Origin of the sequence: Pelistega sp. MC2, from assembly GCF_900099475.1 — a bacterium.
Classification (GTDB): Bacteria; Pseudomonadota; Gammaproteobacteria; order Burkholderiales; family Burkholderiaceae_B; genus Taylorella; species Taylorella indica.
In genome coordinates this window covers 364,161-390,293 of the sequence record NZ_LT628275.1, presented here as the reverse complement: position 1 = coordinate 390,293, position 26,133 = coordinate 364,161, and the positions used below count along the sequence as shown (strand labels likewise).

The following is a 26,133-nucleotide window of genomic DNA, read 5'->3' as shown; positions in this document are numbered from 1 at the left end:
ACACAAATTCCAAATAAAGAATTATTAAAAAACTCATAATTTTATTTTCTATCTAAGACAAAAAGCATTTTCACGTCTAAAATAGCAATTAATTTAATCATTTTATTCAATTTCTACGCCATTATAAAATAGTTTTATGACTACCCTTATTGACCCTCGTCTAGATTTACTAAAAAGCTGGCTTTCTACTCTATCTGAAAAGTATCATCTTCATATCGATAGCTTATGTCCTGCCTCAAGTGACGCTAGTTTTCGTCGTTATTTCCGTATAGATACCGACACTGGCACACTGATTATTATGGATGCACCGCCTGTACATGAGGATTGCAAACCATTTATTCAAATTGCAAACAAATTATCAGCTATCGGACTTAATTGCCCAAAAATTTTAGAACAAAATCTAACTGATGGAATTCTTATTCTTAATGATCTAGGTAACCAAACCTACTACCAACGCTTACAATCCCCTATTGAAGATAAAGAGTTACAAACGATTTATCGCGATGCTATCGCCGCCATGGTCACTATGCAAAAGGTTGACGCCAGTGACTTACCTGCTTACGATGCAGAACGCCTCATGACTGAACTCACTGTTTTTCCTGAGTGGTATATCAATCACTACCATCAGATGACACTATCCGATGATGAAAAAAATCAACTAGCGAGTATTTTTAATCTATTAGTAGAGCATAATACCAAACAAGCAAAAGTGTTTGTCCACCGTGATTATCACTCTCCAAATCTCATGCTATGTGATCCAAATTTACATGGTACAAATCCTGGTATTATTGACTTTCAAGATGCGTTGTTAGGTCCAATCTCATATGACGTTGTTTCTCTTGTGATGGATGCTCGTACAACTTGGGAGGAACCTCAACAATTAGATTGGGCAATTCGTTACTGGGAAATGGCAAAAGCTCAGGAATTACCTGTACCTGCTGATTTTGCTGACTTTCATGTTGACTATGAATTTATGGGGTTGCAGCGTAATTTGCGTATCCTAGGCGTATTTGCTCGTTTAGCTCTACGCGATAATAAAAAACACTATTTAAACCATATGCCTCGCATGAATACTTATGTTAGACAAGTAGCCAATCGTTATAATAGTTTCAAACCTCTAGTTCGCTTACTTGATAAGCTAGACAATGTGGAGACAAAAGTGGGGTATACGTTTTGATTCAAGCCATGATTCTCGCTGCTGGACGAGGCGAAAGAATGCGTCCCTTGACGGATACCTTACCCAAACCGTTGCTTGAGGTTGGCGGGAAGCCTCTGATTGTTTGGCATATTGAACGTCTTGCAAGTGCAGGAATTAGTGATATTGTGATTAACCACGCTTGGTTGGGCTATAAACTCCCGGAGATACTAGGCGATGGGTCTCAATTTAATGTCAATATTGAATATTCTGCTGAAGGTGAGACTGGCTTAGAGACAGCTGGTGGCATTGCTAATGCTCTCCCTTTACTAGGTTCACAACCTTTTTTAGTCATCAATGGTGATATTTGGTGTGATTGGAATCCATTAGAAGCAATGGAAAAAGTAACACATATCGAAAATCATCCAGAAAAAGCGTGGCTATTGATGGTGAATAACCCTACACACAACCCTGAGGGTGATTTTCACATAAATAGTTTTGGTAAAGTCTATGACGAAGGTGTTCCAAAGTTAACATTTTCAGGTATTGGCGTCTACCATCCCTCACTATTTATGCATATCGAAAAAGGAAAAATAGCCAAATTAGCCCCTCTTTTAAGAGAAGCCATGGCAAATAATAGTGTCTTTGGACAACATTACAAAGGAAAATGGACGGATGTTGGCACACCAGAACGATTGGCACAATTAGATAAGGAATTAAGGACTTTAAAATAGTCCTTTCTGAATAGTTTCTACTAGGGTAAAATAATAATTTAAAGGTTTTATATGTTTGGTTCTTCAAATAAACAAGTGGTTTTTAATCCTTCTGTCTACGGTAATACTCGCCGCAATCGCCGTATGCCACGATGGTTAATAACTTTTTTAGCGGGTGTCATCATCGGTGGCGGTGGTTTTTGGTTTTTACAAACCAATTACGGACCTCCTCGTCTTAGTATTGAGGAGTCCAATCGCCTAAACTCAACGATCAGTCAATTAAATCAAGAAAAAAGTTCATTACAGCAACAACTATCTGACTCACAACAAGCACTTAGCCAGGCTCGCGATACTATCAAACAACTAAGCCCAGTAACTACAACACAAACAGAAAATTCTGCCGTGGCTGTAAACAATGACCCCAGCTTAAATCCTATTACCCCTATTAAAGAAGGCACTTCAGGGGTAAATATGGAGGAAGTGCTTAAAAACCTCCCCCCTGACCCATCAAACAATCCTATTGGTATTCGTATTGGTAATTTCCAAGGAGAAATAGGACAGTTATCGTATGAGTTAATACTCACAAAATCAGATTTATCTTCTCCTAACGTTCCTGCTCGTGTAGAAGTTCTAGCTACGGGTCGCTATAAAAATGGCAATAAAGGTTTTGATCATATTCAACCAATCAATATCACTGCCAATGAATATGTCCGACTTCAAGGCAAAGTAGAACTTACCAAAAAAACCTTAACACCTAATGCTGTTGAAGTTAAAGTAATTAATACTCAAACTCGTAAAGTATTAGGTTCACGTACTTTCGAGGTGAGACCAGCAGAAGCTGGTACTACGACAACGGAGACAACAACAGCTCCAGCAAATTAATTTCAGATGATTTCCTATTATTAAATTTATAGGTTTTATTTGTTATGATGGAAGCACTATGAATAATAAACCACTGACTAAAATTATGGTCGTTGATGACGACCCAGACTTACGCCAATTACTAGCTCAGTATCTTAACCGTCATGGCTATGATACCTTGCTAGTTGATGACTGTAATGATCTTTTCCAGCGTATCACTAAGTTTACGCCTGACTTAATCGTGCTTGATCGTATGTTACCAAGTGGTGACGGTGTTGAAGCATGTCGCAATCTACGTGCTCACAATGAGGATATTCCTATCATTTTATTGACGGGACGTGATGAAACCGCTGATCGTATCATCGGTCTTGAATCAGGTGCTGATGACTACATTGGCAAGCCTTTCGATCCTCGTGAATTATTGGCACGTATTGAGACAGTATTACGTCGCAAAAAAGGTCCTTCTAGTCTTGTTAAAGAGGTTCCTATTCATTTTGGTCCGTTTACATTTGATCCCGCCAAACGTCAATTACTTAAGGGTGATACCGTAGTCAAATTGACGGGAGGGGAAATTAACCTACTAGAAGCATTTGTTAAAAACCCTAGTAAACCTCTTTCTCGTGAAAAACTATTAGCGTTAGCACGTGATGATGATGAGGGCGAACGCAATGATCGAGCTATTGATATTGCCATTTTGCGTTTACGCCGTGCATTAGAAGATGATCCTAAAGATCCTAGATGGATTCAAACAGTATGGGGAATTGGATACCGTTTTTCACCAAATGCCTAAGGTATGAATAATCTTAAGAATTTTCTTTTAAGTATCCGCGCTCAAATCTTGTTAATGATGTTTGGCACTATTATCTTAGTACAGAGTGCGGTTTTTTATGTAGGGAACTACCTAAAAGAAAAAGTCATGGAGGATGTTGTCTCTGGACAAATCACGACTACGATTAAAATTATTCGCAATGCGATTACCAATATCCCTCCAGACATGCGAGCAGCCTTTATTCACGATGCGTCCGAAGGTAAATGGCAGCTTAGAACTATAGAAACCCCAAAAAGTGGGGGACCTATTTTTTCCATCCGTCGAGATGATGATGAAGAGGATGACCTAGATGATTTACCATCAAATCGTCCCCCTCCTCCTCATGCGTTAGATCAAATTTTTCCTCATTTAAAAGAACATATCTATAGGCACTTAAATCCTGCGACTTTTTCGCGTTTTTCTGATAAAAAAGTCACCGAAACGCCTGTTAAATCAGCTCTTAGACAAGATATTCAAAAACTCATTAGTAGCATTAATAGAAAGCTAGATGACGGTACGCGTATCAGTCTTATTGAAGAAAAAAAGACTCCCTTACTCTTTCTATCACTATTACCTGAATACAATCCATTTAATGATACGGTGATACGTGAATGGTTAGTTATCCCAGTTGCAAATATAGAACCTGATAAAAATGGTATTTTCTTCTTGGCTTGGTTAACCATGACCACTCTATTATTAGTATTTGCTGGTTACTTTGCTTGGCGCATTACTAAACCTTTGCATTTATTGAGCCAATCTACTGACTATTTGGCTAAAGGAGACTTCCGTAAAGTGACTCCTTCAGGCCCATCTGAAACACGTATCTTGGGAGAACGTTTTAATGCCATGCTATCATCGCTGGAGCAAGCTAAAACAGTACAACAAACCTTGTTAGCAGGCTTACCTCATGACCTTAAAGGGCCGCTAGCACGCATGAAGTTACGCCTTGAAATGTGTGATGATCAAGTATTACAGAGCGGAATGAGCAACGATGTACAAGAAATGCAAAACATTGTTGAACAATTTATTTCCTATGTTCGTGGAGCCGATCCTACTCGTTATCGTTTTGAACCGATCAACCTTACTAATTGGATTGATGAACGTGCACATGCATGGAGTGCTAGTTCTGACGTTATGCTAACAAGTAACACTAAACACCCTGTGTTTATTTCAGGCGATACCTTGGCATTAGGCAGACTATTGGATAACCTTATCAGCAATGCCCTTAAGCACGGCAAACCACCAGTGGAAATTTCCTTAAGTAAGCATCATCAATTTGCTAAAATCTCAGTTGCAGATCACGGTAATGGAATACCTGCAGACCGAAGAGAAGAAGCTTTAAGAGCCTTTTCTCGTTTGGACTCTGCTCGGACGAAAACCGGTAGTGTAGGATTAGGTCTTGCCTTAGTAGATAATATTGTTCAAGCTCATCATGGCAAACTAACATTAGGAAGTCATAGTTCGGGAGGATTATTGGTTGAGATTGAGCTCCCTTTAATCGCTGCAAACAAGCATTAAGTCAATAAGCACCTCTCAACATATATTATAATAAGCGCATATATTATGTGTATTTACCCACAATTTTTCTCTTATATATCGAATGACAAGTCATAATACTGAAACACCCGTTTCTAATTTTTTACGTACTATTATTGAAAATGATTTAAGTGCTGAGCGCTTTCAAGGCAAACGTTGGGCGGGCGTTCCAGGCCCAGCTAAAATTCAAGAACAAGGGCCGAAGGATTCTGCTCGCATTCGTACACGTTTTCCACCCGAACCTAACGGTTATTTGCATATTGGTCATGCCAAAAGCATTATTATTAATTTTGGTTTAGCTAGAGATTATGGTGGTGTTTGTCATTTACGCTTTGATGACACCAATCCCGAAAAAGAAGACCAAGAATACGTTGACTCTATCAAAGATAGCGTCAAATGGTTAGGGTTTGATTGGAAAAATGAAGAAAAGAATTACAACAACCTTTATTTTGCCAGTGATTATTTCGACTATATGTATGAGTTTGCCATTGCTTTAATTAAAAGCGGTGATGCCTACATTGACGAACAAAGCCCAGAAGAGATGCGTCAAAATCGTGGTACATTGACTGAGCCTGGTACTGATTCTCCCTATCGTAATCGTCCTATTGAGGAATCTTTAAAGCTATTCCAAGAGATGCGAGAAGGCAAACATCCAAATGGTAGCATGGCATTACGCGCTAAGATTAATATGCAATCACCTAATATTAACTTACGTGATCCTGTTATTTATCGTATTCGTCATGCTGAACATCACCGCACTGGCAATAAATGGCCAATCTATCCAATGTACACTTACGCCCATCCGATTGAGGATGCATTAGAAGGGATTACTCACAGTATCTGTACACTTGAATTTGAAGACCAAAGACCATTCTATGATTGGTTACTAGAAAAATTAGTTGAATTAGGTTTATTAAAACAGCCCTTACCTAAACAATATGAGTTTTCCCGTCTAAAAGTTAAGCATATTGTGACAAGTAAACGTAAGCTACTACAATTAGTGACCGAAGGACTAGTCAACGGCTGGGACGACCCTCGTATGCCAACCTTAGTAGGTTTAAGACGACGAGGTTACACACCTACGGCCCTACGTCTATTTATTGAACGTCTAGGTGTTTCAAAATCTGACTCTAATATTGATTATAGTGAATTAGAGCAAGCTCTACGCGATGTTCTTGACCCTGTCGCCCCACGTGCGGTAGCTGTTCTAGATCCAATTAAATTAGTTATTACCAATCTTCCCGAAAATCATGAAGAGGCTTGCTTTGCGACTATTAATCCTCACAACCCTGAATTAGGTAAACGAGAGTTCCCATTAACTCGTGAGTTATGGATTGAACGAGATGACTTCCAGGAAGTCCCTCAAAAGAAATATTTCCGTCTATTCCCTGGCAATATGGTACGTTTGAAATATGCCTATGTAGTGAAATGTACTGGTTGCATCAAAAATGACCAAGGCGAAGTCACGGAAGTACATGTAGAATATATCCCAGACACGAAGAGTGGGACACCAGGATCTGATAGTGTCAAAGTAAAAGGCAATATCACATGGGTTAGTACAAAATACGCAACCTCAGCAACAGTTAATCTTTATGATAGACTCTTCACTGACCCATCTCCAGACAGTGGTAACAAAAATTTCCTAGACTACCTCAACCCCAATTCACTAAAACAAGTGAGTGCCTGGTTAGAGCCTGGATTAGATCTGACACCTGGCAATCAATGGCAGTTTGAGCGTTTAGGTTACTTTATTGTAGATCCTGACTCAACACCTGAAAAACCAATTCTTAATCGTAGCGTTACTTTACGTGATACATGGGTATAACATGTCTGATACATCACATATTTTAGAATTTAAAAGTACCAATATTTCTAGTCTTCGTTTGGTCTTAAAAACCACAGATTTTAGTGGTATTGTCAAAACTATTCATCAAAAAATGCAAGACTCTGGTAGCCTATTCGAAGGTGAATCTTTGGTCATTGATGCCTATGGTATTGTCCAACCACTCCCTTGGCGTAAGCTTGTGGATGTACTTGAGCAATACAAGCTTAATGTGCTTGGCATCTATGCCAATGAGCGTCTTCTGCCTACCGTATTAGCTGAAGGATTTGCACATATTGAATTAAGTAATCACCAAAAATCTGATAAGACCGTTGTTGTTGATAGCAAACCTGCTGCTCAACAAACACCCTCATCTCAAGATAAACCACAGGTTAGCCAGCCTGTATCGACAACACCGACAAATACTGACGCACAAGCAAGTTTGGTTGTTGATAGACAGTTACGTTCCGGTGAACGTATTTATGCGGCTAATAGCGATTTAATCGTTATCGGTAATGTAGGACATGGTGCCGAAGTTATTGCTGACGGCAACATTCATATTTATGGTAGCTTATTAGGTAGAGCAATTGCTGGCGCTAAAGGTGATACAAGTGCTAGAATTTTCACCATTTCACTTGATCCACAATTAGTGGCTATAGCTGGCATTTATCGTCTATTTGATGGAGATATTGCACCTGATACCCATAAAAAACCAACAATGATTAGTCTTCAAAACGATACTTTATCTTTTAATTTAATTAAATCTTAATAATTAGTTTTCATCTATCATCACTTTTTTACCCTATAAAAGTGATTTTTGCTTTAAGATTGAACAGTAATATTTTTATAAATAGGAAAACTTCATGTCACGCGTAATTGTTGTTACTTCTGGAAAAGGTGGTGTAGGTAAAACCACGACAAGTGCTAGCTTTGCATCAGGCTTAGCCATGAGAGGTCATAAAACGGTTGTTATCGACTTTGATGTTGGTTTACGTAACCTAGACTTGATTATGGGTTGCGAGCGTCGTGTTGTTTATGACTTTGTCAATGTCATTCAAAAAGAGGCTACACTCAACCAAGCTCTAATTAAAGATAAAAATTTAGAAAATCTTTATATCCTACCCGCTTCCCAAACTCGTGATAAAGAAGCACTCACCATTGAGGGCGTAGAGCGTGTTATTAATGAACTCAAAGAAATGGGCTTTGAGTATATTGTCTGTGACTCACCTGCAGGTATTGAAACTGGGGCGTTAATGGCTCTACATTTTGCTGATGATGCTCTTGTTGTCACAAATCCTGAAGTATCTTCTGTACGTGACTCAGATCGAATTCTTGGTATCTTACAAGCGAAAACAAAACGGGCTCAAGAAGGTGGTGAACCCGTAAAAACTTTCTTAGTAGTAACTCGCTATAATCCAAAACGCGTAGAAGACGGTGAAATGCTTTCAATTAACGATATCAACGATATTTTACATATCAATCTAATTGGGGTAACACCAGAATCACAAGATGTTTTACAAGCATCAAATACGGGGGTTCCTGCTATTCACATGAAAGAGACTGATGTTGCACAGGCTTATGCTGACTTGGTTGATCGTTACTTAGGCAAAGAAGTTCCTTTACGCTTTACTGAATATGTAAAACCTGGATTCTTCAAAAAACTATTTGGAGGTTAATTAAGCATGTCTTTCTTAAATTTCTTACTAGGTGAGAAGAAAAAGAGTAATGAGGTCGCCAAAGATCGTCTCAAATTAATCCTTGTGCGTGATCGTCAAGTTGACTCAGCTCCTGATTTTCTACCTCAGTTACAAAGAGAACTGATTGAAGTCATTTCTAAGTATATTAAAATCAACCCTGAAGATATTAAAGTCAATCTAGACAAACAGGACTCATTAGAAGTACTTGAAGTCAAAATTGAGATGTCTCCTGAAGAGATGCAAGCCGCACGAGTTAAACCATAACTCTTGGGTAATAGCTTCTCATAATCCCTGCTTCATAACCAAAGCAGGGATTTTTATTACTGACAACTTTTTTTGATTGTGATGTGTAGGTTTATACTCAAAAAATCAATAATTTATAATCTAACAAAAAATCTATCAAGCTAAAAATAGATTAAACAGAGTATGTCATACTGTTTAAAGCATAGTGTACTTAAACATTTCTAGCATCTCATCATGTTGCTTAGAGGATATGTCCACATCATTCAATAAACAATATCTCAAGAATTCTACCGCTAGCGTAGCAAACATATGTGCTTGGAAATCTAACTCTTGCTCTGTTTTTCCGGTTTTTGACCTTACGTGTTCGATATATTGAGTTTTAGCAATCTTCTGTAATTCTTGTACAAAATTCATCTCTGGCGTTTGTATTTTTAAAAATAATTTAATTAATGGTCTATACACCTTTACCATAGGGCTAACGCCATAGATAAACTCTCGAGCACTATAGTTAAATCGTTGTACAGAAACAGGAACCAAAAACTCTTTTTTAAAGTTATTCATCAATTCTGATGCTAAACCCTGCTTACTCTTATAATGTTTATAAAATGTTGTCCGATTAATATCTGCAGTATTTAAAATATCCTGTACGGTGATATGTTTATACTCCTTCTCAGCAAGTAATGTTAAAAATGCATTATGGATTAAACTTTTTGTCCGGATTATACGTTTATCTATTTTCTGCTCAGCCATAAATTCACCCAAAATAAACAACATTTTTATCACAAATATACTAGTAAACAACGTTTTATTGATTTTTAGTATTGTAAGCGATTAATGAATTTCATACACTATTAGATTAAGCTAAAAGTATGAAATGTAGGGATTTTTATGAAAAAGATAATACTCCTTCTGATAGCTGTTGCTATTGCAGGTATTGCTTATTGGCAAAACAAGAAGCTTCAAACTACCTCTTATGAAGGAATTGCACAAGTCAATGGTCGTTTAAATTTAAACCGTATTGATATTTCTAGTCTATATCCTGGTCGGATCGAAGAAATTTTGGTCAATGAAGGTGACAATGTTCAAAAAGATCAAGTCCTTGCAAAATTATCAGGATCTCAAATCAACACACAAGTGGCATTAGCCAATGCTCAGAAGCAACAAGCCCAAGAATCATTACAACGCGTTAAAGCCGAACAAGACGCTGCACAACAGCAATTGAACTTAGCGAAAATTGAACTGAATAACGCTCAAAAATTATTTAAAGATAATCTTATTTCACGTACAGAATTAACACGCCAACAAACTAATTACGCCGCTATGGTGGCAAAAGTCAATGCCACAAAAGCAGCTCAACAAGAAGTAGAGGCAACAATCTCGCAAGCCGATGCACAAATTGATCGCGTGAAAGATATGCAAAAAGACTATGCTATTAAGTCACCTATTAGCGGACGTATTGAATATAAAATTGCCGAATTAGGCAATGTAATTCCTGCTGGTGGTAAAGTAATGAGTATTTTAGATACGCACGATGTCTATCTCAATGTCTTTCTACCCTCTTACCAATCTAACCCTATTAAAATAGGCGATGAAGCACGCATTTTTATTGAAGGCATAGATGGATTATTCCCTGCTACCATAGACTTTATCGCCTCTCAGGCACAATTTACACCAAAATCTGTAGAAACTCAGGAAGAACGAGCCAAACTAATGTTCAAAGTTAAACTAAAGATTCCTGAAGATATCATTGCACAATATCCTGGTTTATTTAAAGGCGGTATGACTGCTATAGGATATGTTAAGTACGAAGCCAATGCTCAATGGCCAGAAAGCTTAGCGATTAAACTGCCTAATAAGTAATGATGACCATCACTGATTCTTCTCTTGCCGTTGCTATTGATAATGTTAGCCATCAATACGGTAAAGTTACTGCTCTCAATGCTGTTTCACTAACAATCCCTAAGGGAGCTAGCGTCGCTTTAATTGGACCTGATGGTGTGGGTAAATCTACCTTGCTCTCTCTTATTGCTGGAGTCAAAATCCTTCAGGCTGGATCAATCACAGTTCTGAATCAAGATGTTACTTTAAAGAAATCACGTGATTCATTAGCACATCAAGTTGCTTTTATGCCTCAAGGTTTGGGGAAAAACTTATATCCCACGCTGTCTATTTATGAGAATATTGATTTTCATGCCAAATTATATGGTTTAAATAAAGCCTATCGTAAACAGCATATTGAGCGTTTACTCAGAGCAACAGGCTTATGGCAATTCAATGCTAGACCTGCTGGCAAGCTCTCTGGCGGGATGAAACAAAAACTCAGCTTGTGCTGTGCGTTAGTGCATAACCCTGATTTATTAATCCTAGATGAGCCCACTACAGGGGTAGACCCTTTATCGCGTCGTCAGTTTTGGGAATTGGTTGATAGTTTGCGTCAAGATAATCCCGCAATGACCGTCATTGTAGCAACAGCCTATATTGATGAAGCAGAACATTTTGAACATTTAATCGCTATGGATGATGGTCATATCATTGCCAATCAGTCCACTCAATCGGTTATTCGTGATACACAAAGCAAATCCTTAGAAGAAGCCTATATCAAACTATTACCTGAAGAAAAACGAGGGGCACTGGATGGCTTAACTATTCCTCCTTTTGAGCCGTTAGCTAATGAACCTCCAGCAATGGAGGCAAAAGGGCTGAGCAAAATATTTGGTGATTTTAAAGCAGTTGATAACGTTAGTTTTACAATTCCTAAAGGGGAAATTTTTGGTTTTTTAGGCTCTAATGGTTGCGGCAAATCAACCACCATGAAAATGCTAACGGGTCTGTTAGATGCCACTGAAGGTACCGCTACCCTATTAGGGCAGCCAATAAATGCCAATGATATTTCGACACGTAAACGCGTTGGTTATATGTCGCAAGCCTTTTCTTTATATGAAGAACTAACGGTTTATCAAAACCTAGATTTACACGCCAAACTCTACGAAGTTCCTCAAAAAAAACAGGCGATTCAAGCGATTATGGCACAGTTTGATTTAACCGAACTTGCACATAAAACACCTTCATCTCTTCCTTTAGGGATTAAACAACGTCTACAGCTGGCCGCCGCCTGTTTACACAAACCTGAAGTCTTGATTTTAGATGAACCCACCTCAGGTGTTGATCCAGCCGCAAGGGATAATTTCTGGGAATATCTAATCAAACTTTCGCGTGAAGATAGAATTACTATTTTCGTGTCGACTCACTTTATGAATGAAGCACAGCGATGTGACCGTATTTCTTTTATGCATGCAGGACGTGTATTGGCTATTGGCACCCCTGAAGAACTCCGTCAAAATCAACAAGCGCATACCCTAGAAGAAGCCTTTATTCGCTATCTAGAACACGCCGAAGATAATCGCTCAGAAATCAGTACCGAAAGTGATAACAATGAAAATAACAATGCATTCACCACAGAAAACCCAGTAGAAAATACGCACGCCAACAATTCTTTCGGCGCATGGTTTGGTTTAGTATGGGCTTTTGCTATACGTGAAGGCAAAGAATTGTTACGAGATAATATTCGGTTATTTTTTGCCATCTGCGGTCCCATTATTATGTTATTGGCAATGTCATCCAGTATTTCATTCGATCTTAATCCTTCCAAATTTGCTGTTTTGGATTGGGATAATAGCAGTGAGAGCCGTGAACTCATTGAACACTTTCAAGGGTCTGCTTATTTTATTGATCAGGGACAAGTCTATTCTCCTGAGGAAGGGCAAAAACTCCTACAAAATGGTACGGTTAAACTAATTATTGAAATACCTGATAAGTTTGGTGAAAAAATCTTTAAACAAGAATCGCCTGAAGTCGCTTTCTATGTAGATGGTGCTTATCCTTTATTAGCTGAAAACCTCAGTGGTTCTATTAAAGGAGTCATTGGTGAATATACAATGGAATTTATAAGAAAACTAGGTATTCCGCTAACCATAAACCTACCTCTTGAAACGCGTTTTATTTATAACCAAAATTTTCGTAGTGTATTTGCCATTGCACCGGGGCTGATTATGCTCACCCTGACGCTTATTCCTGCAATGATGACGGCATTAGGTATTGTGCGAGAGAAAGAAATCGGCTCTATTATGAATTTGTATGGATCGCCTGCCAATAAACTGCAATTTCTACTTGGTAAACAATTACCGTATATTGGATTATCATTTATCAGTTTTTTATGTATGGTGGCGATTGTTATCCTTGTATTTGATGTTCCTCTAAAAGGAACTATGCTTGGCTTAAGTCTAGGAGCATTATTACTCATCTGCGCCTCAACAGGTTTTGGTTTGCTTATGTCTAGCTTCCTACAAACCCAAATCGCTGCTATCTTTGGCACAGCGATTGTCACGATTATTCCTACCCTTAACTTCGCAGGTCTTATTTACCCAACAGCAGCCCTAGACAAAGCGCTTTACATGGTTGGGCATTCTTTCCCCGCAACCTGGTTTCAAGGCATCACCTTAGGTGCTTTTACCAAAGGATTAGGTTTCACTGATTTTCTACAAAACTTTGCTATGCTAGCCTTGTTCTATTCTATTTACCTCAGCTTAGCAACGTTATCACTCAAGAAACAGGAGAAATAAATGTGGCGATGGATTAAAAACGTTTATTTTCTCACGATTAAGGAATTCAAAAGCTTATTTACAGATCCTGTATTACTAGGTTTAATTGTCTATATGTTTACGATAGGCATCATTATGGCTGTCAATGCAGCATCAACAGAATTAAAAAATGCTTCTATTGCTGTTGTAGATAATGACCAATCAACTCTTTCACATCAATTAAAAGACAGCTTATTAGAGCCTAACTTTAAACCTCCTGTTGATATCCAAACCAACGAAGTCGATAGAGGAATGGATGTGGGCAAATATACTTTTGTATTAGATATCCCTGAGAATTTCCAAGCAGATTTATTAGCTGGATTTAACCCTAAGATTCAATTATTAGTTGATGCCACAGCAATGACACAAGCCGCCATTGGATCATCTTATATTCAAGAGATTTTCAGCCGAGAAATCAATAATTACCTAAACACCAATAGTGCCTTAGCTAGTCCATTTACAACCTCAATGCAAGTCCTCTACAACCCAAACTTCTCCAGCAAATGGTTTATGGGAGTAATGCAAGTTGTAGGTAATTTATCATTAATCACCCTCTTGCTTTCAGGAGCTGCTGTTATTCGTGAGCGTGAGCGTGGAACTATTGAACACTTACTAGTAATGCCTGTTGTGTCCAGTGAAATTGCCATTTCAAAAATTTTGGCTAATAGTGTGATTATTATCACGGTTGCCATCATGTCATTATTTCTGGTTGTCCGTGGTTATTTACAAGTACCGATTGACGTCACCTCTGTTCCTCTCTTTGCATTAGGAGTATTTACCTTTTTATTCTCTACGGCTTCTTTAGGTATCCTATTAGCCATTATTGCACCTACCATGCCACAGTTTGGCTTGCTATGCCTACCCATTTATATTGTGATGTATATGTTATCGGGTGCCACCTCTCCTATTGAAAATATGCCTATATTTTTCCAAACTATTACCCAGTTTTCTCCACAAACTATTCTTAGTTCATTTGCACAAGAAGTTCTATTCAAGCATGCAACGTTTAGCCAAGCATGGGAATTTCTTGCCAAAATGTTTGGTATGGGTTCTCTTTTTTTATGCATTGCTTTAGTCCAGTTTAAATCAATGCTTTCTCGTCAAGGTTAATCATAATGAAACACTTTCGTTTAACGACTTCACTCCTACTACTAAGTATATTGACAGCGTGTAGTACCACAACAGTGAATATACCTCCCTCAAAAGTGACTTTACCAGACAGCTTTGAACATGGACAAAAAGCAAAAGGCGTTATTGATGTAAGCCAATGGTGGACTTTATGGAAAGACCCACAACTAAATTCCCTCGTTCAGCAAGGTATTGCAAATAACCTTGATATCGAATTAGCACGTACACACCTTGCCGAAGCACGTGCGACTGCTCAACTAGCCTCTGCAGATAAAGGACCCTCTATAGGACTTAGTGGCTCCGTAGGAGGCTTTGGCTCAAATGTCGATTTACCCTATATAGGAAAGCAAGATACAACAGGTTATAACGCTATGGGTGGTTTATCTGCCTCATGGGAACCTGATTTCTTTGGTAAAAAACAAAGTGATGCTGATGCAGCCAATTATGCGGCACTTAGCAAAGAAGAGGAAATTTATGCTACTCAAGTTGCCGTCGTCAGCCAAATAGCACAATCCTATTTCAACTACAATGCGTTGTGGCGACAACATGATTTATTAAAGAAAAATATCGATGTTCTTGAGCAGCTACTTCGATACATGAAAGGACGTTTCCAAGCAGGACAAGTCACTCGTTATGAAGTGGATGAAGTGGAAACTAAAATATCGGTGTTACATTCTCAGCAAGCTGCCCTACTAGCTCAAGCAGAAAACTATCAACGTCAAATCGCCGTATTATTGGGTAAACCACCCCAAGCCATCACCCTACACCCCAATACTAATGTATTAACCTATGCCCCTGCCGCACCATCTGGACAATTACCAAGCAGTGTTATGGAACGTCGTCCCGATGTTCGCGCGCATGCCTTAGGTATCAAAGCCAGAGCCGCACAAGTAGCAAGTGCTAAGGCTGACTTATTACCTCGCTTTGATATTAAATTTCTTGGACAAGGAGGACGCATTGGATTTGATAGTGATTTATCTGGGGTAAATATACTTGCCGGTGTTATCAGTGCCGGCGTACAACTACCCATCTTTACCAATGGTCGCATACAAGCCAATATTGATGCGGCTGATGCTCGTCTAAAAAGCAGTGTTATTGAATATGATAAAACATTGTTAAAAGCACTAGCAGAAGTTGAAAGTAGTTACCATTTGCACGATGCACTTTCAACACGTATTCAACTCTTGAAAAAATCAGCATCATTACAACAAAAACAGGCAAAAGACGCTTTCACTCTCTTTCAACATGGACACAAAACACTTGATAATGTCCTAACAGCCCAATTAGGTACATTAGACGTACAGAACCAATTAGATCAAGCGCAATTACAACGCCATGAAAATATGATTCGACTCTATCAAGCGTTAGGCGGAGGTTGGTAACGAGATAAGCTAATTTCTCTTATTAATTCCATAGGGTTATAGAAAAACTGTCATTAACCGAAATAAATAGAAATACCGAAGAGTAGACGACTACTGTCAATCTCTGATAATCTGAGTCCATAGTTAGCTTCTATGAGGAGAATATAATGAAAGCTCTAAACAAATTAACAATAATTTCACTATTAGCTCTTAGTATGACTGCTTGTGGTCATTTAAGCACTCGCGATAAAAGTACCATCGGTGGTGCTGGTATTGGTGCTGTTGCAGGCTCTCTACTTTCTGGCGGAAGTGCATTAGGTACTGTTGGGGGCGCTGCAGTGGGCGGTGTCATTGGTAACCAAGTTGGTAAATAATTTTCTACCTTTTCAAATTTTTCCCCTATAAAAAATAGCCTAGTTAGTTCATCTTAACTAGGCTATTTATTTTTTGTATTGGAAAAAGGTGTTCTCTTCTGACTCTAGACGTTATTCATCAAGAAAGTTCTCAAAACAGCACACTCTCCAAACATTGAGACGTTATTTCAATGCTTTATAACGAATACGTTTTGGTTGAGCACCCTCTTCACCTAAACGACGTTTTTTATCCACTTCATATTCTTGATAGTTACCGTCAAAGAATACCACTTGTGAGTCACCCTCAAACGCTAAAATATGCGTAGCAATACGATCAAGGAACCAACGATCATGGCTGATTACCATAATACTACCTGCAAACTCTAATAAGGCATCCTCTAAGGCACGGAGGGTTTCTACATCTAGGTCATTTGACGGTTCATCCAGTAACAGCACATTACCGCCTTTAATCAGCGTTTTAGCCATATGTAAACGACCGCGTTCACCACCCGATAACATACCGACTTGTTTATTTTGATCAGACCCTTTGAAGTTAAAGCGTCCTAGATAGGCTCGCGCAGGCATTTCAAATTTACCTACTGTTAATAAGTCTGCACCATTAGCAATATATTCAAATACTGTTTTTTCATTTTCCATGCCATCACGTGACTGATCCACAAATGAAATATTGGCTGTTTTACCAATAATCACCTCTCCTGAATCTGGCTGCTCTTTACCAGTAATCATTCGGAATAATGTCGATTTACCCGCACCATTAGGACCAATAATCCCTACAATAGCCCCTGGTGGCACTTTAAAACTTAAATCGTCGATTAATAAACGATCCCCAAATGCTTTGCTCACATTTTTAAACTCAATCACCTCATTACCTAAGCGATCGGCAACAGGAATAAAGATTTCTTGCGTTTCATTACGTTTTTGATAATCATAAGAAGAAAGTTCTTCAAAGCGTGCTAAACGTGCTTTAGATTTAGCCTGACGACCCTTAGGATTCTGACGCACCCATTCCAATTCTTTCTTAATTGTTTTTTGGCGAGCTGATTCTTGACTTTCCTCTTGTTCCAAGCGTTTCTCTTTTTGCTCTAACCAAGAGCTATAATTGCCTTTCCAAGGAATGCCATGACCACGATCTAACTCTAAAATCCACTCTGCTGCATTATCCAAGAAATAACGATCGTGGGTAACAGCAACCACAGTCCCTGGGAATTTTTGTAAAAACTGCTCTAGCCAATCCACACTCTCTGCGTCTAAGTGATTGGTTGGCTCGTCCAATAACAACATATCTGGCTTAGATAATAATAATGCACAAAGTGCCACACGACGTTTTTCACCACCTGATAGATTACCAATCACCGCCTCCCAAGGAGGTAAACGCAAGGCGTCTGCGGCAATTTCCATTTGGTGTTCAATATCATCTGAGCCACTAGACGCAGCAGCGGCAATAATCGATTCTAATTCTGCTTGCTCTGCAGCTAATTTATCAAAATCCGCATCAGGCTCTGCATATTCGTTATACACCTGCTCTAAGCGTTGACGAGCCGCAAAAACAGCACCTAATCCTTGCTCTACCGCTTGACGTACTGTATGCTCTGGATTAAGCTGTGGTTCTTGAGGTAAATAGCCGATATGTAAATTAGGCATAGGGATTGCTTCACCCTCAATTTCCTTATCCACACCTGCCATGATTTTTAGTAGTGTTGATTTTCCTGAGCCATTTAAACCGAGCACACCAATCTTAGCGCCGGGAAAAAATGATAAAGAAATATCACGAAGAATCTGACGCTTAGGTGGAACAATTTTTCCCACGCGGTTCATTGTAAAAACATATTGAGCCATAACTCACCATAAAAAAATTAATTAACTATCTTAATATTGTAAAAGATTGCTCTTTATTTTGTCTTTGTTCCCCCCTATTTGCTGTTGAACAAGTGATAAGACTATAATGGTCACGTGATAGACTTTACCTAAGGCTACTGTTATGCAACAAACCTTTACACCTGAAGAACTTGAATTACTTGCCAAAACTGTTGATGCGCTTAGTGCCTATATGGGGAAACCTGTGCTAGGCGAAATTGATCAGACCGAAGAGGGCTATGAGTGGATTGCCTTTGGTACACCACTAGAACAAGGAAAAGAGGTAGATAGTGATGCCGTTTTAATGCAAATGGGTGGTCCTGCTGCTCGTTTGGTTGGTGCTAGTGCACTCTTAGAAGATTTTAATCGTAGTGTATATCAGTGCGAATTCCTCTGGGGCATTCAGATTGGTGAACCACCGTTACGCTTTACGCGCATTGATTATCAAGGGGATGAAGTTGATTGGTCCGAAGATTTGTCCATGTTACTTCCCTTTGGTTTAGATGATACGGACATCATTGCCGAGATGGAAGCTCAAGATATGAATGATGACTATGGTGACTTTGACGATGATGATATCGATGAAGAGACTCCATCACCTGAAAAAGGGACTTATTTAGGCAGAAAAGTCTGGCATTAAGCCTGTGCTCTTATCAAGGGCTGAGTTTTGACAATCTTCTTTTAATCCGTTGATTGTCATCCTTCATAGTTTACCTGCTACTTAAACCACATCTGAACTATGCTATGCAAATTTGCTCAAAACGCCGTACCTTTGTGCATTATTGGCGTTTTAGCATATACTACATTGGCATCCTCTCCGTTCTAAAGGACGGGATATAAGGTATGAGTGGATAAAAAAACATTAGTTTAACTATAAATTAATGTGCCATGACATTATTATTTATACATTACCCTTGCTATCGGTGCAGTGATCGCCACCAAGAGTTTGGCTTTCCAGTCTGTTAATTGTCCCCACTCGGGTACTGCCTGACCTTGTTTAGCTAACACACGTTTAAAACGATTATAGCGAATCGCTGCTTTGATAAACTCTTTGGGCTGATATTTAAACCATGGTAGGCAATCATTGACCATATCTTTGGCAAGCCATAACAACCCCAAAGCATGCTTATCCCCTACACTATGCCCTTCTCTTGACAAAGAATCCTGACTATCAAAATAGGTACGATACACTTGATTAATAAATAAGGTTTTATACCCATCTCTGGCAATACGTCGCCACACCAAACTCTCTGGTACAAACCCAGCAATATCTTCAGGGAATGGATATTTTCTCAATACCGCTGTATTAAGACAGCCGAATTTCTCACCTCTGACTTTATATTTAAAATACATATCAATCGCTGGAATCGCCATCACATCACGAGGATACGGATCACCCACAATCTCCCCATTAGGCTTAGCACATAAGCCTGTAATCCCAATAAACTGCTCACGATTTTCAAGTTGCTGCCACGTACTCCACATATGCGCTAAGGCATCTGGCTCAATCGTATCATCACTATCTAAGGCAACTAATAACTCGCCATGAGCTTCTCGCACACCGTGATTAAAGGCTGTTTTTTTATGTTGATTAGGCTGCCATACATAGCGAATAGTAAGCTTTTGCTCATCTATCCATTGCTGAACAAGTTCTCGCGTATTATCTGTAGAACCATCGTCCACAATCAACCATTCAAATGATGTAAATGTTTGTTGTAATAAACTTTCATAGACTCGCGGTAATGTTGATGCACGATTATAGGTCGGTGTCATCACCGTTATCGGCAATTCAGATGTTTGTACTATCTCAGCCATCATCAATCCATAAAAAACTAAATTTCTTAATTTATAGCGTCTAGTGTATGGCTAGACTCATAAATAAAAGCCAAGAATCATGACGAATCTTGGCTTTAAATTTTTGCTAACAGCATAATAAATTATCTGTTATCGGCTAGGTTAAACTGATTATACGCGTTTAACTTTTTCTAGCATTTTAAAAGTACCCTTTGGAGCGCCTACAAACAAACGTTTGAATGCTTTACCTAAGCAACGGCGTTCTAGAGTATTACGACGATTGCGTTTGATTTCTGCCATCATGATCTCCGAAGAACAATTTTGAGTGAATTTACTAGTTTAGCCTAATTTTCACGTTATCGGGTTGTTTTTTAATTTTTCATGCTAAATCTGTTGTTTTTAGTATATTCATCTCAACCATTCGCTATCGTAGCACAGTTTATCAACTGTTCAATTAAGTAATTGACCAGTTAGTTCGCCATTTTTATTGCTAGTGCTATAGCCTCTCTTAACGAGCTTTCATCAGCAATGCCTTGCCCTGCAATATCAAAGGCTGTGCCATGATCCACACTTGTACGAATAAACGGTAAGCCTACCGTCACATTCACACCTGTATCCACGCCTAAATACTTTACTGGAATCAGTCCTTGGTCATGGTACTGCGCTACGACAATGTCAAACTCCCCCTGACGAGCCCGCATAAAAATCGTATCTCCGGGATAAGGACCTCTGACATTGATACCCTCTTGCTGTAGCTTTTGGATAACAGGCGTAATCACGTTGATTTCCTCGTGACCAAAGCGTCCCTCTTCACCTGCATGAGGATTAAGACCAGCCACGGCAATACGTCCATTCGATAGTCCTAATTGTTGACAAGCTTTTTGTGCTAAGCGAATCGTAATTTCTTCACGCTCTGCGGTCACTTGACGTGACACCTCAGCCAAGCCTATATGAATGGTTACTAAAATGACTCTTAGCTCATCATTGAGTAGCATCATGCCTACATGCTCTACCCCTGCTTGTTGGGCAAGAATTTCCGTATGACCGGGAAAATCGTACCCTGCCATTTTTAAAGAGACTTTATGCAACGGTGCTGTGACAATAGCGCTAATTTTACCTTGCATGGCATGCTCTATCGCTGTCGTTAAAAAAACATAGCTGCCATGCCCTGCTTCAGCACTCGTTTGTCCCAATATCAAACGCTCATCAAACCGTATCCCACTATCAATCACTGGGATACGAACCAAAGCATCAGCTTTCTTTTGCTTATCTGCAGTGACTGTGGCTTGTGTTTCTTGCCATAGTTGAAAAGCTTGTTCAGGTGTTTCACAGGCAATAATCTCTGGGGTTGGTAAGCCACAAAATGTAGCCGCACGCTGTAAACTAAACACATCTCCATACACAACACAAGGTCTATCTATCCCTTGATAAAACAATTTAACAATCAATTCAGGACCAATACCTGCAGCATCACCCATCGTAATACCAATAGGTGCTGATTGGAAGAAAAGAGGAAAAGAGGTTGTAGACATAAGATAAGCTGTAACTGGAATCACTAATACAATCAATATGCTATCTTACTCTTATTATGCCTATCATAGATTATAGGCAAAGTGTTTTGTATAAGTTTGTTTGAAATAATAGGTATTCTTAAATCCTAAATACTCAGCAACTTGGCTTGGTGTCCAATCTAATGCTAATAATTCTGAAGCTTTTAACATACGACATTTAAGTGCATATTTGGCAATGCTATCACCTGTTTTTATTTTAAATAACCGCTTTAAATCACACTCATTCAAACCTACACGCTGTGATAGTTTTCTTATCGTAATCGTTTGCCTATATTCCTGAGTCAAAATATGAATAGCATCATTAATAGCTCTTTCTTTATGACACACATTAGCATCTTGTTTATGTTGCAATAAAATAGCCAATAAGCTTAATACAGCCCCCTCTAACTGAATAAGACCTAATCGATTCTGAGCAATAGGCAAATGAAACAAGTAATTCGCATGATGTAAAAAATCCTTCTCCAATTCTGAAAGAATTTTTACACGGTTATTGGTTTGTCGAAAAAAATCTAAAATGGGACTTTCGTACTCTTTTCCAACTAAGTCATCAATCAAACTTTTATCAAAATCTATAGATAACATTATTAAATTTTCATTTGCTGGCAACTTAATACCTACATTACCTAAATTCCCTTGTCGAAGCATAACCATAGGAGACGTGACTCCATACGTCTTATTAAAATCAGAAAATGTAACCTCTTGAGAACCACTTAAAAAAACATTAATACCAAAATAATGAAGCGGCAAATTACGTTCAATATCAGTACTCTCATTTAGCCTTAATTCGCTACGAACAATATTAATATCCTTAAAATTAGAGTTATCAACGAAGCCTTTCCCATATTGTTCTTTCAAATGATAGACTTGATAGTTATTAAAATAGTGGGTCTCTACGAAGAACGTATCGTTTGCCATTGCTTTTTGATGTATATCAAAATAAGTAGATTTCATCATTTTACCTATCCTTTTAGCAAGTATATTGCTCTTAACATTCGTCCTCTACGCTGCATTCTCATGGAATGACAAAGGAATACACATAGGTATCCCATGGTATGGGTCTTGAATAACCTTATTTTTCAACTGAAATAGGTCATAAATTTTCTCTTCTGTCATTATTTCTTGAGGAGTACCTGTATACGCAATAGCATGATTTTTAATCGCTATCATATAATCGGCAAACCGTGCTGCTAAATTTACATCATGCAATACCATGACAATTGTTTTCTTTTCCTCTTTATTTAATTTACGTAATAACTCCAAAATATCTAGTTGATAAGGTAAATCTAAATAGGTAGTAGGTTCATCTAAAAATATATAAGGTGTATCTTGTGCTAATGTCATGGCAATCCATGCTCTTTGTCGTTGTCCTCCAGATAATGAATCTAGGGGTTGATCAACAAAAACATCACTTCCTGTCAAGTGCAATGCTTTTTGGACACACTCTTCATCAAGATGACTCCATTTTGAAAATAAATGATGGTATGGATAACGACCATATCTAACTAATTGTTTGACTGTCAGCCCTTCTAGTATGGCTTGATTTTGGGATAACAACGCTAAAACCTTAGCCATATCTTTTGGTGACGATTTATAAATATTTTTTTGCCCTAATAAGATTTCGCCGTGAGTAGGTAATAATTGACGCGCAAATGCTTTTAATAATGTTGATTTACCGCAACCATTTGATCCAATCAAAACTGTTATTTTCTCACTAGGTATGTCTAAAGTTAAATTTGAAAAAATTTCTTTTTGTTGGTATGCCAGGGTAATTTTCTTAGCTTTTAACATACTCTACCCCCTCTATCATGCATTGTATTCTTTGAGTAACTGTTCTTTTTGGGCAATTATCACATAAAATACCTTTTTCAATTCTAAATTCCTGACAGCAAGTTTGCCTATTAAATCCAAAACTCAATTGAGTCAATTTATTCAATGCTGGCAATGTTATTGTGCTAGCTTGAATAGGCAACTGACATGCGCTTAACCATTTATATGCTAACGTTTCTATCTCTTCTTGATGATATCTAGTTACTAAAGAATTATGATAATGTAATGCTGCATTTAAACAATCAGCACATAACTTATCTGCTAGCTTTCTTTTGAACACATACTGTTGATTAAACGCTTCATAGAGTACATGAATAAATTGTTGAATTTGTTTTCCAGCAAACGCAATTACCTCATCCTGATCAGCTGTAAACAGAGGCTGATTAGAAAAGCTATACCCTTTCACTTCATACTCTTTAATATGCAAACCAAAGTTTTCTAAGCTAGGAACAATGCTTGCAGATTGTGCAACCCCAACAACAACATAAATCGCTTGCCAAATTAATAAATTCCACGTTCGACAGGTCCAATGAATCGAACCTGATTCAGGATGTTGTTTAGATATTGCTTGATAGAGTTCATTAATTTTTTCAACTAGCTTATTCATTTCTTGTTTAGAAACTCGCGTAATATAAGCTTGTCCACAATCAACTTCACCATGTAAAAATGGTGCTAATTGATATATCTCCTCTACTATATGTTCAAGTACATGAAGGCTATCCGTGACTAAATCATGGGTATGTTTATTATCTAATAATGAATTTAATTGCATAATGATTTTTTCCACTCAACAATAAGCAAAACACAGAGATAAATACCCCCAATAAATGACGTAATAATACCGACTGGTAAGAATGCATCATAAGGCAATAGTCTTGAAATTAAGTCTGCTATTAGGACGAGGATAACACCAGTTAAAGCAGTAGGCATAATCAAAAAACGATTACTCTTAATCATACGTTTCACAATATGTGGTGATATAAGAGAAATAAATGCGATTGGCCCTGCCGCCACAACAGCTACAACAGCAAATAAAGTTCCCAATAATAGTATTTTTAACGAGACTAAAGGAACATTAACACCTAAAGTAGTAGCCATCATAGGACTTATATTTAGTAAATTAAGCGGTCGATAAAAAACAACTAGTGCTGACAGTAATAATGGCAAAGCCATCCAGATAGTTATCACATCAGACCAATCCCGTTGAGACAGACTACCACTCATCCATGCTGTTAGCTGTGTTGCCGCTTCTGGTCTAATTCCGATAATAACAAACTGTATTAAAGCCAGTGCCATTGCATTTAAAGCAAGTCCGGCTACAATGATTTGCACACTCGAAAACTGGCGACGCCCCTTAGCTAAGATAGCTAAAAAAACGATTATTAAAGCACCGAATAACGCCCCAATACTTTCAGAGACTAAACGAGGCCATATGATAGTAACCGCCGCAAGTCCTAAAGAAGCACCGGTATTAACACCTATCATATCGGGACTACCCAAAGGATTTCGAGTAAGAGTCTGAAAAATAGCACCCGCTAATGACAAAGCGATACCAACACCTATAGCAACCAATGTTCTTGGCAGCCATAATTGTTCAAATAACCATGTAGAAATGCCAGTAGCATTTCCTTGTATTAACTCGGACAATAAGGGTAATAAATTCTGACTTCGTCCAATAGTCATCGATAATAAAACCAAAGGAATCATTATCAGCACTAAAACAAGATTATAGTATCGCGCTCTTGATACAGGCAGTAGCATTAAATTCACCATTATTTTTGTTTTCCTAGACAAACTAAAACATACAGTAATGGTGCACCTAGCAAAGAAGCCATAATCCCTGTCGCAATTTCTGATGGGGCAATAACAATACGAGCCAAGATATCAGTACCCAATAATAAGCACGCACCAACAACCGCTGACACAGGTAATAATTGTTGATAATTCATCCCGCAGAGATAACGAGAAATATGGATCGCTCCAAGCCCAACAAAAGCAATTGGTCCTGCTAATACCACTGTTACTGCTGATAAGCTAGATGCTACTAATAGAGTAATAATTTGAATAAATAATATTCTTGCCCCTAATGACTGTGCTGATGTTTTTCCTAAACTCAACACATTAATGCTCTTACCCAACCCCATCGCCACTAACATACCCAATAACCATACTGGTAATATATGCACTATCTCTGAAAAAGTCACATTGGTAAATGTCCCACTTATCCAAAAGCGATATTTATCCATCATAGCTATATTAACTTGTGTCACAGTCTGTACATAAGCGAATAAGCTTACAGAGATAGCCGTACCAATTAAGATTAACCGAGAATAATTTTCATCATTACCATGTAACCCAATTAAACTGACAAATGCCGCTACCGTTGTTGACCCTAATAGTGCTACCCAGAAAAAATCAATCTGTAACCATGGAATAAATACTGTACTAACAACAGCAGCAGCCGCTCCCGCATTAATGCCCAATAAGCCACTATCGGCTAAATAGTTCTTCGTCAATCCTTGTAATAACGCTGCTGATACGCCAAGCGCAGCGCCACAGAGCATAACGGCTATACTACGCACCAATCTCATCTGAAAAATAGTTCTATAATAATCTTTATCAATAGAGGTGATGTGCTTAGAGAAAACCTGCCATAGATGCTCAATTGTCATCATTTTTGAACCAAATAAAATGCCACTCAAAAATAAAGCAATGATGATAAATAAACTAAATAAGACTATCTTAGTTTTGGTCAAATGTTTCACTACTATA

General features: G+C 38.3%; 25 protein-coding genes. 15 read left to right on the top strand and 10 right to left on the bottom strand.

Annotated features, from left to right (window positions below):
* Window positions 1–136 precede the first annotated feature (136 nt).
* The 9 genes from BQ4443_RS07380 (at window position 137) to minE (ending at window position 8,836) form a co-directional block, all read left to right on the top strand.
* Window positions 137–1,177, top strand: coding sequence for an aminoglycoside phosphotransferase family protein (locus tag BQ4443_RS07380; protein ID WP_071058491.1), 1,041 nt, complete (start codon window positions 137–139; stop codon window positions 1,175–1,177).
* Window positions 1,177–1,869, top strand: coding sequence for an N-acetylmuramate alpha-1-phosphate uridylyltransferase MurU (gene murU / locus BQ4443_RS07375; RefSeq protein WP_071058949.1), 693 nt, complete (start codon window positions 1,177–1,179; stop codon window positions 1,867–1,869). Before BQ4443_RS07380 ends, murU begins: the two co-directional genes overlap by 1 nt.
* A gap of 51 nt (window positions 1,870–1,920) precedes the next feature.
* Complete coding sequence (locus tag BQ4443_RS07370) at window positions 1,921–2,730, top strand: hypothetical protein (RefSeq protein WP_023951529.1); 810 nt, start codon at window positions 1,921–1,923, stop codon at window positions 2,728–2,730.
* 58 nt (window positions 2,731–2,788) lie between these two features.
* A complete protein-coding gene (locus BQ4443_RS07365; protein WP_023951531.1) occupies window positions 2,789–3,499 on the top strand; it encodes a response regulator in 711 nt (236 codons plus the stop codon).
* 3 nt (window positions 3,500–3,502) lie between these two features.
* Window positions 3,503–5,035: an ATP-binding protein gene (locus tag BQ4443_RS07360; RefSeq protein WP_071058490.1), complete on the top strand. Its 1,533-nt coding sequence runs from the start codon at window positions 3,503–3,505 to the stop codon at window positions 5,033–5,035.
* Window positions 5,036–5,117: 82 nt separating this feature from the next.
* The gene (locus BQ4443_RS07355) at window positions 5,118–6,878 is read left to right on the top strand and encodes a glutamine--tRNA ligase/YqeY domain fusion protein (protein ID WP_023951533.1); all 1,761 of its coding nucleotides are present in this window, start codon (window positions 5,118–5,120) and stop codon (window positions 6,876–6,878) included.
* A gap of 1 nt (window position 6,879) precedes the next feature.
* A complete protein-coding gene (gene minC / locus BQ4443_RS07350; protein WP_023951535.1) occupies window positions 6,880–7,644 on the top strand; it encodes a septum site-determining protein MinC in 765 nt (254 codons plus the stop codon).
* Between the two features lie 94 nt (window positions 7,645–7,738).
* Window positions 7,739–8,551 (top strand): septum site-determining protein MinD, encoded by an 813-nt coding sequence (gene minD, locus BQ4443_RS07345; protein WP_071058489.1) that lies wholly within the window; start codon window positions 7,739–7,741, stop codon window positions 8,549–8,551.
* 6 nt (window positions 8,552–8,557) lie between these two features.
* Window positions 8,558–8,836: a cell division topological specificity factor MinE gene (gene minE / locus BQ4443_RS07340; RefSeq protein WP_023951538.1), complete on the top strand. Its 279-nt coding sequence runs from the start codon at window positions 8,558–8,560 to the stop codon at window positions 8,834–8,836.
* Window positions 8,837–9,010: 174 nt separating this feature from the next.
* Here the strand turns inward: minE and BQ4443_RS07335 are convergent, their stop codons facing one another.
* Complete coding sequence (locus BQ4443_RS07335; protein WP_052019353.1) at window positions 9,011–9,565, bottom strand: TetR/AcrR family transcriptional regulator; 555 nt, start codon at window positions 9,563–9,565, stop codon at window positions 9,011–9,013.
* Window positions 9,566–9,703: 138 nt separating this feature from the next.
* On the opposite strand from BQ4443_RS07335, the gene BQ4443_RS07330 reads away from it, so the two are divergent.
* From BQ4443_RS07330 to BQ4443_RS07310, 5 genes are all read left to right on the top strand, one after another.
* Window positions 9,704–10,675, top strand: coding sequence for an HlyD family secretion protein (locus BQ4443_RS07330; protein ID WP_023951542.1), 972 nt, complete (start codon window positions 9,704–9,706; stop codon window positions 10,673–10,675).
* The gene (gene rbbA, locus BQ4443_RS07325) at window positions 10,675–13,434 is read left to right on the top strand and encodes a ribosome-associated ATPase/putative transporter RbbA (RefSeq protein ID WP_023951544.1); all 2,760 of its coding nucleotides are present in this window, start codon (window positions 10,675–10,677) and stop codon (window positions 13,432–13,434) included. Before BQ4443_RS07330 ends, rbbA begins: the two co-directional genes overlap by 1 nt.
* Window positions 13,435–14,562, top strand: a complete 1,128-nt coding sequence (locus BQ4443_RS07320) for an ABC transporter permease (RefSeq protein ID WP_023951546.1) — start codon at window positions 13,435–13,437, stop codon at window positions 14,560–14,562.
* Between the two features lie 5 nt (window positions 14,563–14,567).
* Window positions 14,568–15,962, top strand: a complete 1,395-nt coding sequence (locus BQ4443_RS07315; RefSeq protein ID WP_023951548.1) for an efflux transporter outer membrane subunit — start codon at window positions 14,568–14,570, stop codon at window positions 15,960–15,962.
* A 146-nt stretch (window positions 15,963–16,108) separates the two neighbouring features.
* Window positions 16,109–16,315: a glycine zipper 2TM domain-containing protein gene (locus tag BQ4443_RS07310; protein ID WP_023951550.1), complete on the top strand. Its 207-nt coding sequence runs from the start codon at window positions 16,109–16,111 to the stop codon at window positions 16,313–16,315.
* A gap of 162 nt (window positions 16,316–16,477) precedes the next feature.
* Here BQ4443_RS07310 and ettA read toward each other — a convergent pair whose 3' ends face one another.
* Window positions 16,478–18,151 carry an energy-dependent translational throttle protein EttA gene (gene ettA / locus BQ4443_RS07305; protein ID WP_023951552.1) on the bottom strand — a complete coding sequence of 558 codons (1,674 nt, stop codon included), beginning with the start codon at window positions 18,149–18,151 and terminating at the stop codon, window positions 16,478–16,480.
* Window positions 18,152–18,293: 142 nt separating this feature from the next.
* Between ettA and BQ4443_RS07300 the strand changes: the two genes are divergently transcribed.
* Complete coding sequence (locus BQ4443_RS07300) at window positions 18,294–18,809, top strand: hypothetical protein (RefSeq protein ID WP_023951553.1); 516 nt, start codon at window positions 18,294–18,296, stop codon at window positions 18,807–18,809.
* A gap of 257 nt (window positions 18,810–19,066) precedes the next feature.
* On the opposite strand, the gene BQ4443_RS07295 is transcribed toward BQ4443_RS07300, so the two are convergent.
* The 8 genes from BQ4443_RS07295 to BQ4443_RS07265 all read right to left on the bottom strand — a co-directional run bounded on the left by BQ4443_RS07295 (window position 19,067) and on the right by BQ4443_RS07265 (window position 26,126).
* On the bottom strand, window positions 19,067–19,987 hold the full coding sequence (locus BQ4443_RS07295) for a glycosyltransferase family 2 protein (protein ID WP_256330940.1): 921 nt from the start codon (window positions 19,985–19,987) through the stop codon (window positions 19,067–19,069).
* 147 nt (window positions 19,988–20,134) lie between these two features.
* Window positions 20,135–20,266: a hypothetical protein gene (locus BQ4443_RS12655; protein WP_023951557.1), complete on the bottom strand. Its 132-nt coding sequence runs from the start codon at window positions 20,264–20,266 to the stop codon at window positions 20,135–20,137.
* 167 nt (window positions 20,267–20,433) lie between these two features.
* Complete coding sequence (gene pdxA / locus BQ4443_RS07290; protein WP_031274681.1) at window positions 20,434–21,495, bottom strand: 4-hydroxythreonine-4-phosphate dehydrogenase PdxA; 1,062 nt, start codon at window positions 21,493–21,495, stop codon at window positions 20,434–20,436.
* Between the two features lie 63 nt (window positions 21,496–21,558).
* The gene (locus BQ4443_RS07285; protein ID WP_071058487.1) at window positions 21,559–22,488 is read right to left on the bottom strand and encodes a helix-turn-helix domain-containing protein; all 930 of its coding nucleotides are present in this window, start codon (window positions 22,486–22,488) and stop codon (window positions 21,559–21,561) included.
* A gap of 45 nt (window positions 22,489–22,533) precedes the next feature.
* Complete coding sequence (locus BQ4443_RS07280) at window positions 22,534–23,322, bottom strand: ABC transporter ATP-binding protein (protein ID WP_023951565.1); 789 nt, start codon at window positions 23,320–23,322, stop codon at window positions 22,534–22,536.
* Window positions 23,309–24,133 carry a siderophore ferric iron reductase gene (locus tag BQ4443_RS07275; protein ID WP_071058486.1) on the bottom strand — a complete coding sequence of 275 codons (825 nt, stop codon included), beginning with the start codon at window positions 24,131–24,133 and terminating at the stop codon, window positions 23,309–23,311. Before BQ4443_RS07275 ends, BQ4443_RS07280 begins: the two co-directional genes overlap by 14 nt.
* Window positions 24,124–25,134: a FecCD family ABC transporter permease gene (locus BQ4443_RS07270; protein WP_023950988.1), complete on the bottom strand. Its 1,011-nt coding sequence runs from the start codon at window positions 25,132–25,134 to the stop codon at window positions 24,124–24,126. The genes BQ4443_RS07275 and BQ4443_RS07270 overlap by 10 nt, the downstream gene beginning before the upstream one ends.
* Window positions 25,134–26,126: a FecCD family ABC transporter permease gene (locus BQ4443_RS07265; RefSeq protein ID WP_023950986.1), complete on the bottom strand. Its 993-nt coding sequence runs from the start codon at window positions 26,124–26,126 to the stop codon at window positions 25,134–25,136. The genes BQ4443_RS07270 and BQ4443_RS07265 overlap by 1 nt, the downstream gene beginning before the upstream one ends.
* Window positions 26,127–26,133 lie beyond the last annotated feature (7 nt).

Coding starts and splice junctions, on each gene's coding strand:
- BQ4443_RS07380 (WP_071058491.1), top strand. CDS start 137: ATGACTACCCTTATTGACCCTCGTCTAGATTTACTAAAAAGCTGGCTT.
- BQ4443_RS07370 (WP_023951529.1), top strand. CDS start 1,921: ATGTTTGGTTCTTCAAATAAACAAGTGGTTTTTAATCCTTCTGTCTAC.
- BQ4443_RS07365 (WP_023951531.1), top strand. CDS start 2,789: ATGAATAATAAACCACTGACTAAAATTATGGTCGTTGATGACGACCCA.
- BQ4443_RS07360 (WP_071058490.1), top strand. CDS start 3,503: ATGAATAATCTTAAGAATTTTCTTTTAAGTATCCGCGCTCAAATCTTG.
- BQ4443_RS07355 (WP_023951533.1), top strand. CDS start 5,118: ATGACAAGTCATAATACTGAAACACCCGTTTCTAATTTTTTACGTACT.
- minC (WP_023951535.1), top strand. CDS start 6,880: ATGTCTGATACATCACATATTTTAGAATTTAAAAGTACCAATATTTCT.
- minD (WP_071058489.1), top strand. CDS start 7,739: ATGTCACGCGTAATTGTTGTTACTTCTGGAAAAGGTGGTGTAGGTAAA.
- minE (WP_023951538.1), top strand. CDS start 8,558: ATGTCTTTCTTAAATTTCTTACTAGGTGAGAAGAAAAAGAGTAATGAG.
- BQ4443_RS07335 (WP_052019353.1), bottom strand. CDS start 9,565: ATGGCTGAGCAGAAAATAGATAAACGTATAATCCGGACAAAAAGTTTA.
- BQ4443_RS07330 (WP_023951542.1), top strand. CDS start 9,704: ATGAAAAAGATAATACTCCTTCTGATAGCTGTTGCTATTGCAGGTATT.
- rbbA (WP_023951544.1), top strand. CDS start 10,675: ATGATGACCATCACTGATTCTTCTCTTGCCGTTGCTATTGATAATGTT.
- BQ4443_RS07320 (WP_023951546.1), top strand. CDS start 13,435: ATGTGGCGATGGATTAAAAACGTTTATTTTCTCACGATTAAGGAATTC.
- BQ4443_RS07315 (WP_023951548.1), top strand. CDS start 14,568: ATGAAACACTTTCGTTTAACGACTTCACTCCTACTACTAAGTATATTG.
- BQ4443_RS07310 (WP_023951550.1), top strand. CDS start 16,109: ATGAAAGCTCTAAACAAATTAACAATAATTTCACTATTAGCTCTTAGT.
- ettA (WP_023951552.1), bottom strand. CDS start 18,151: ATGGCTCAATATGTTTTTACAATGAACCGCGTGGGAAAAATTGTTCCA.
- BQ4443_RS07300 (WP_023951553.1), top strand. CDS start 18,294: ATGCAACAAACCTTTACACCTGAAGAACTTGAATTACTTGCCAAAACT.
- BQ4443_RS07295 (WP_256330940.1), bottom strand. CDS start 19,987: ATGATGGCTGAGATAGTACAAACATCTGAATTGCCGATAACGGTGATG.
- BQ4443_RS12655 (WP_023951557.1), bottom strand. CDS start 20,266: ATGATGGCAGAAATCAAACGCAATCGTCGTAATACTCTAGAACGCCGT.
- pdxA (WP_031274681.1), bottom strand. CDS start 21,495: ATGTCTACAACCTCTTTTCCTCTTTTCTTCCAATCAGCACCTATTGGT.
- BQ4443_RS07285 (WP_071058487.1), bottom strand. CDS start 22,488: ATGATGAAATCTACTTATTTTGATATACATCAAAAAGCAATGGCAAAC.
- BQ4443_RS07280 (WP_023951565.1), bottom strand. CDS start 23,322: ATGTTAAAAGCTAAGAAAATTACCCTGGCATACCAACAAAAAGAAATT.
- BQ4443_RS07275 (WP_071058486.1), bottom strand. CDS start 24,133: ATGCAATTAAATTCATTATTAGATAATAAACATACCCATGATTTAGTC.
- BQ4443_RS07270 (WP_023950988.1), bottom strand. CDS start 25,134: ATGGTGAATTTAATGCTACTGCCTGTATCAAGAGCGCGATACTATAAT.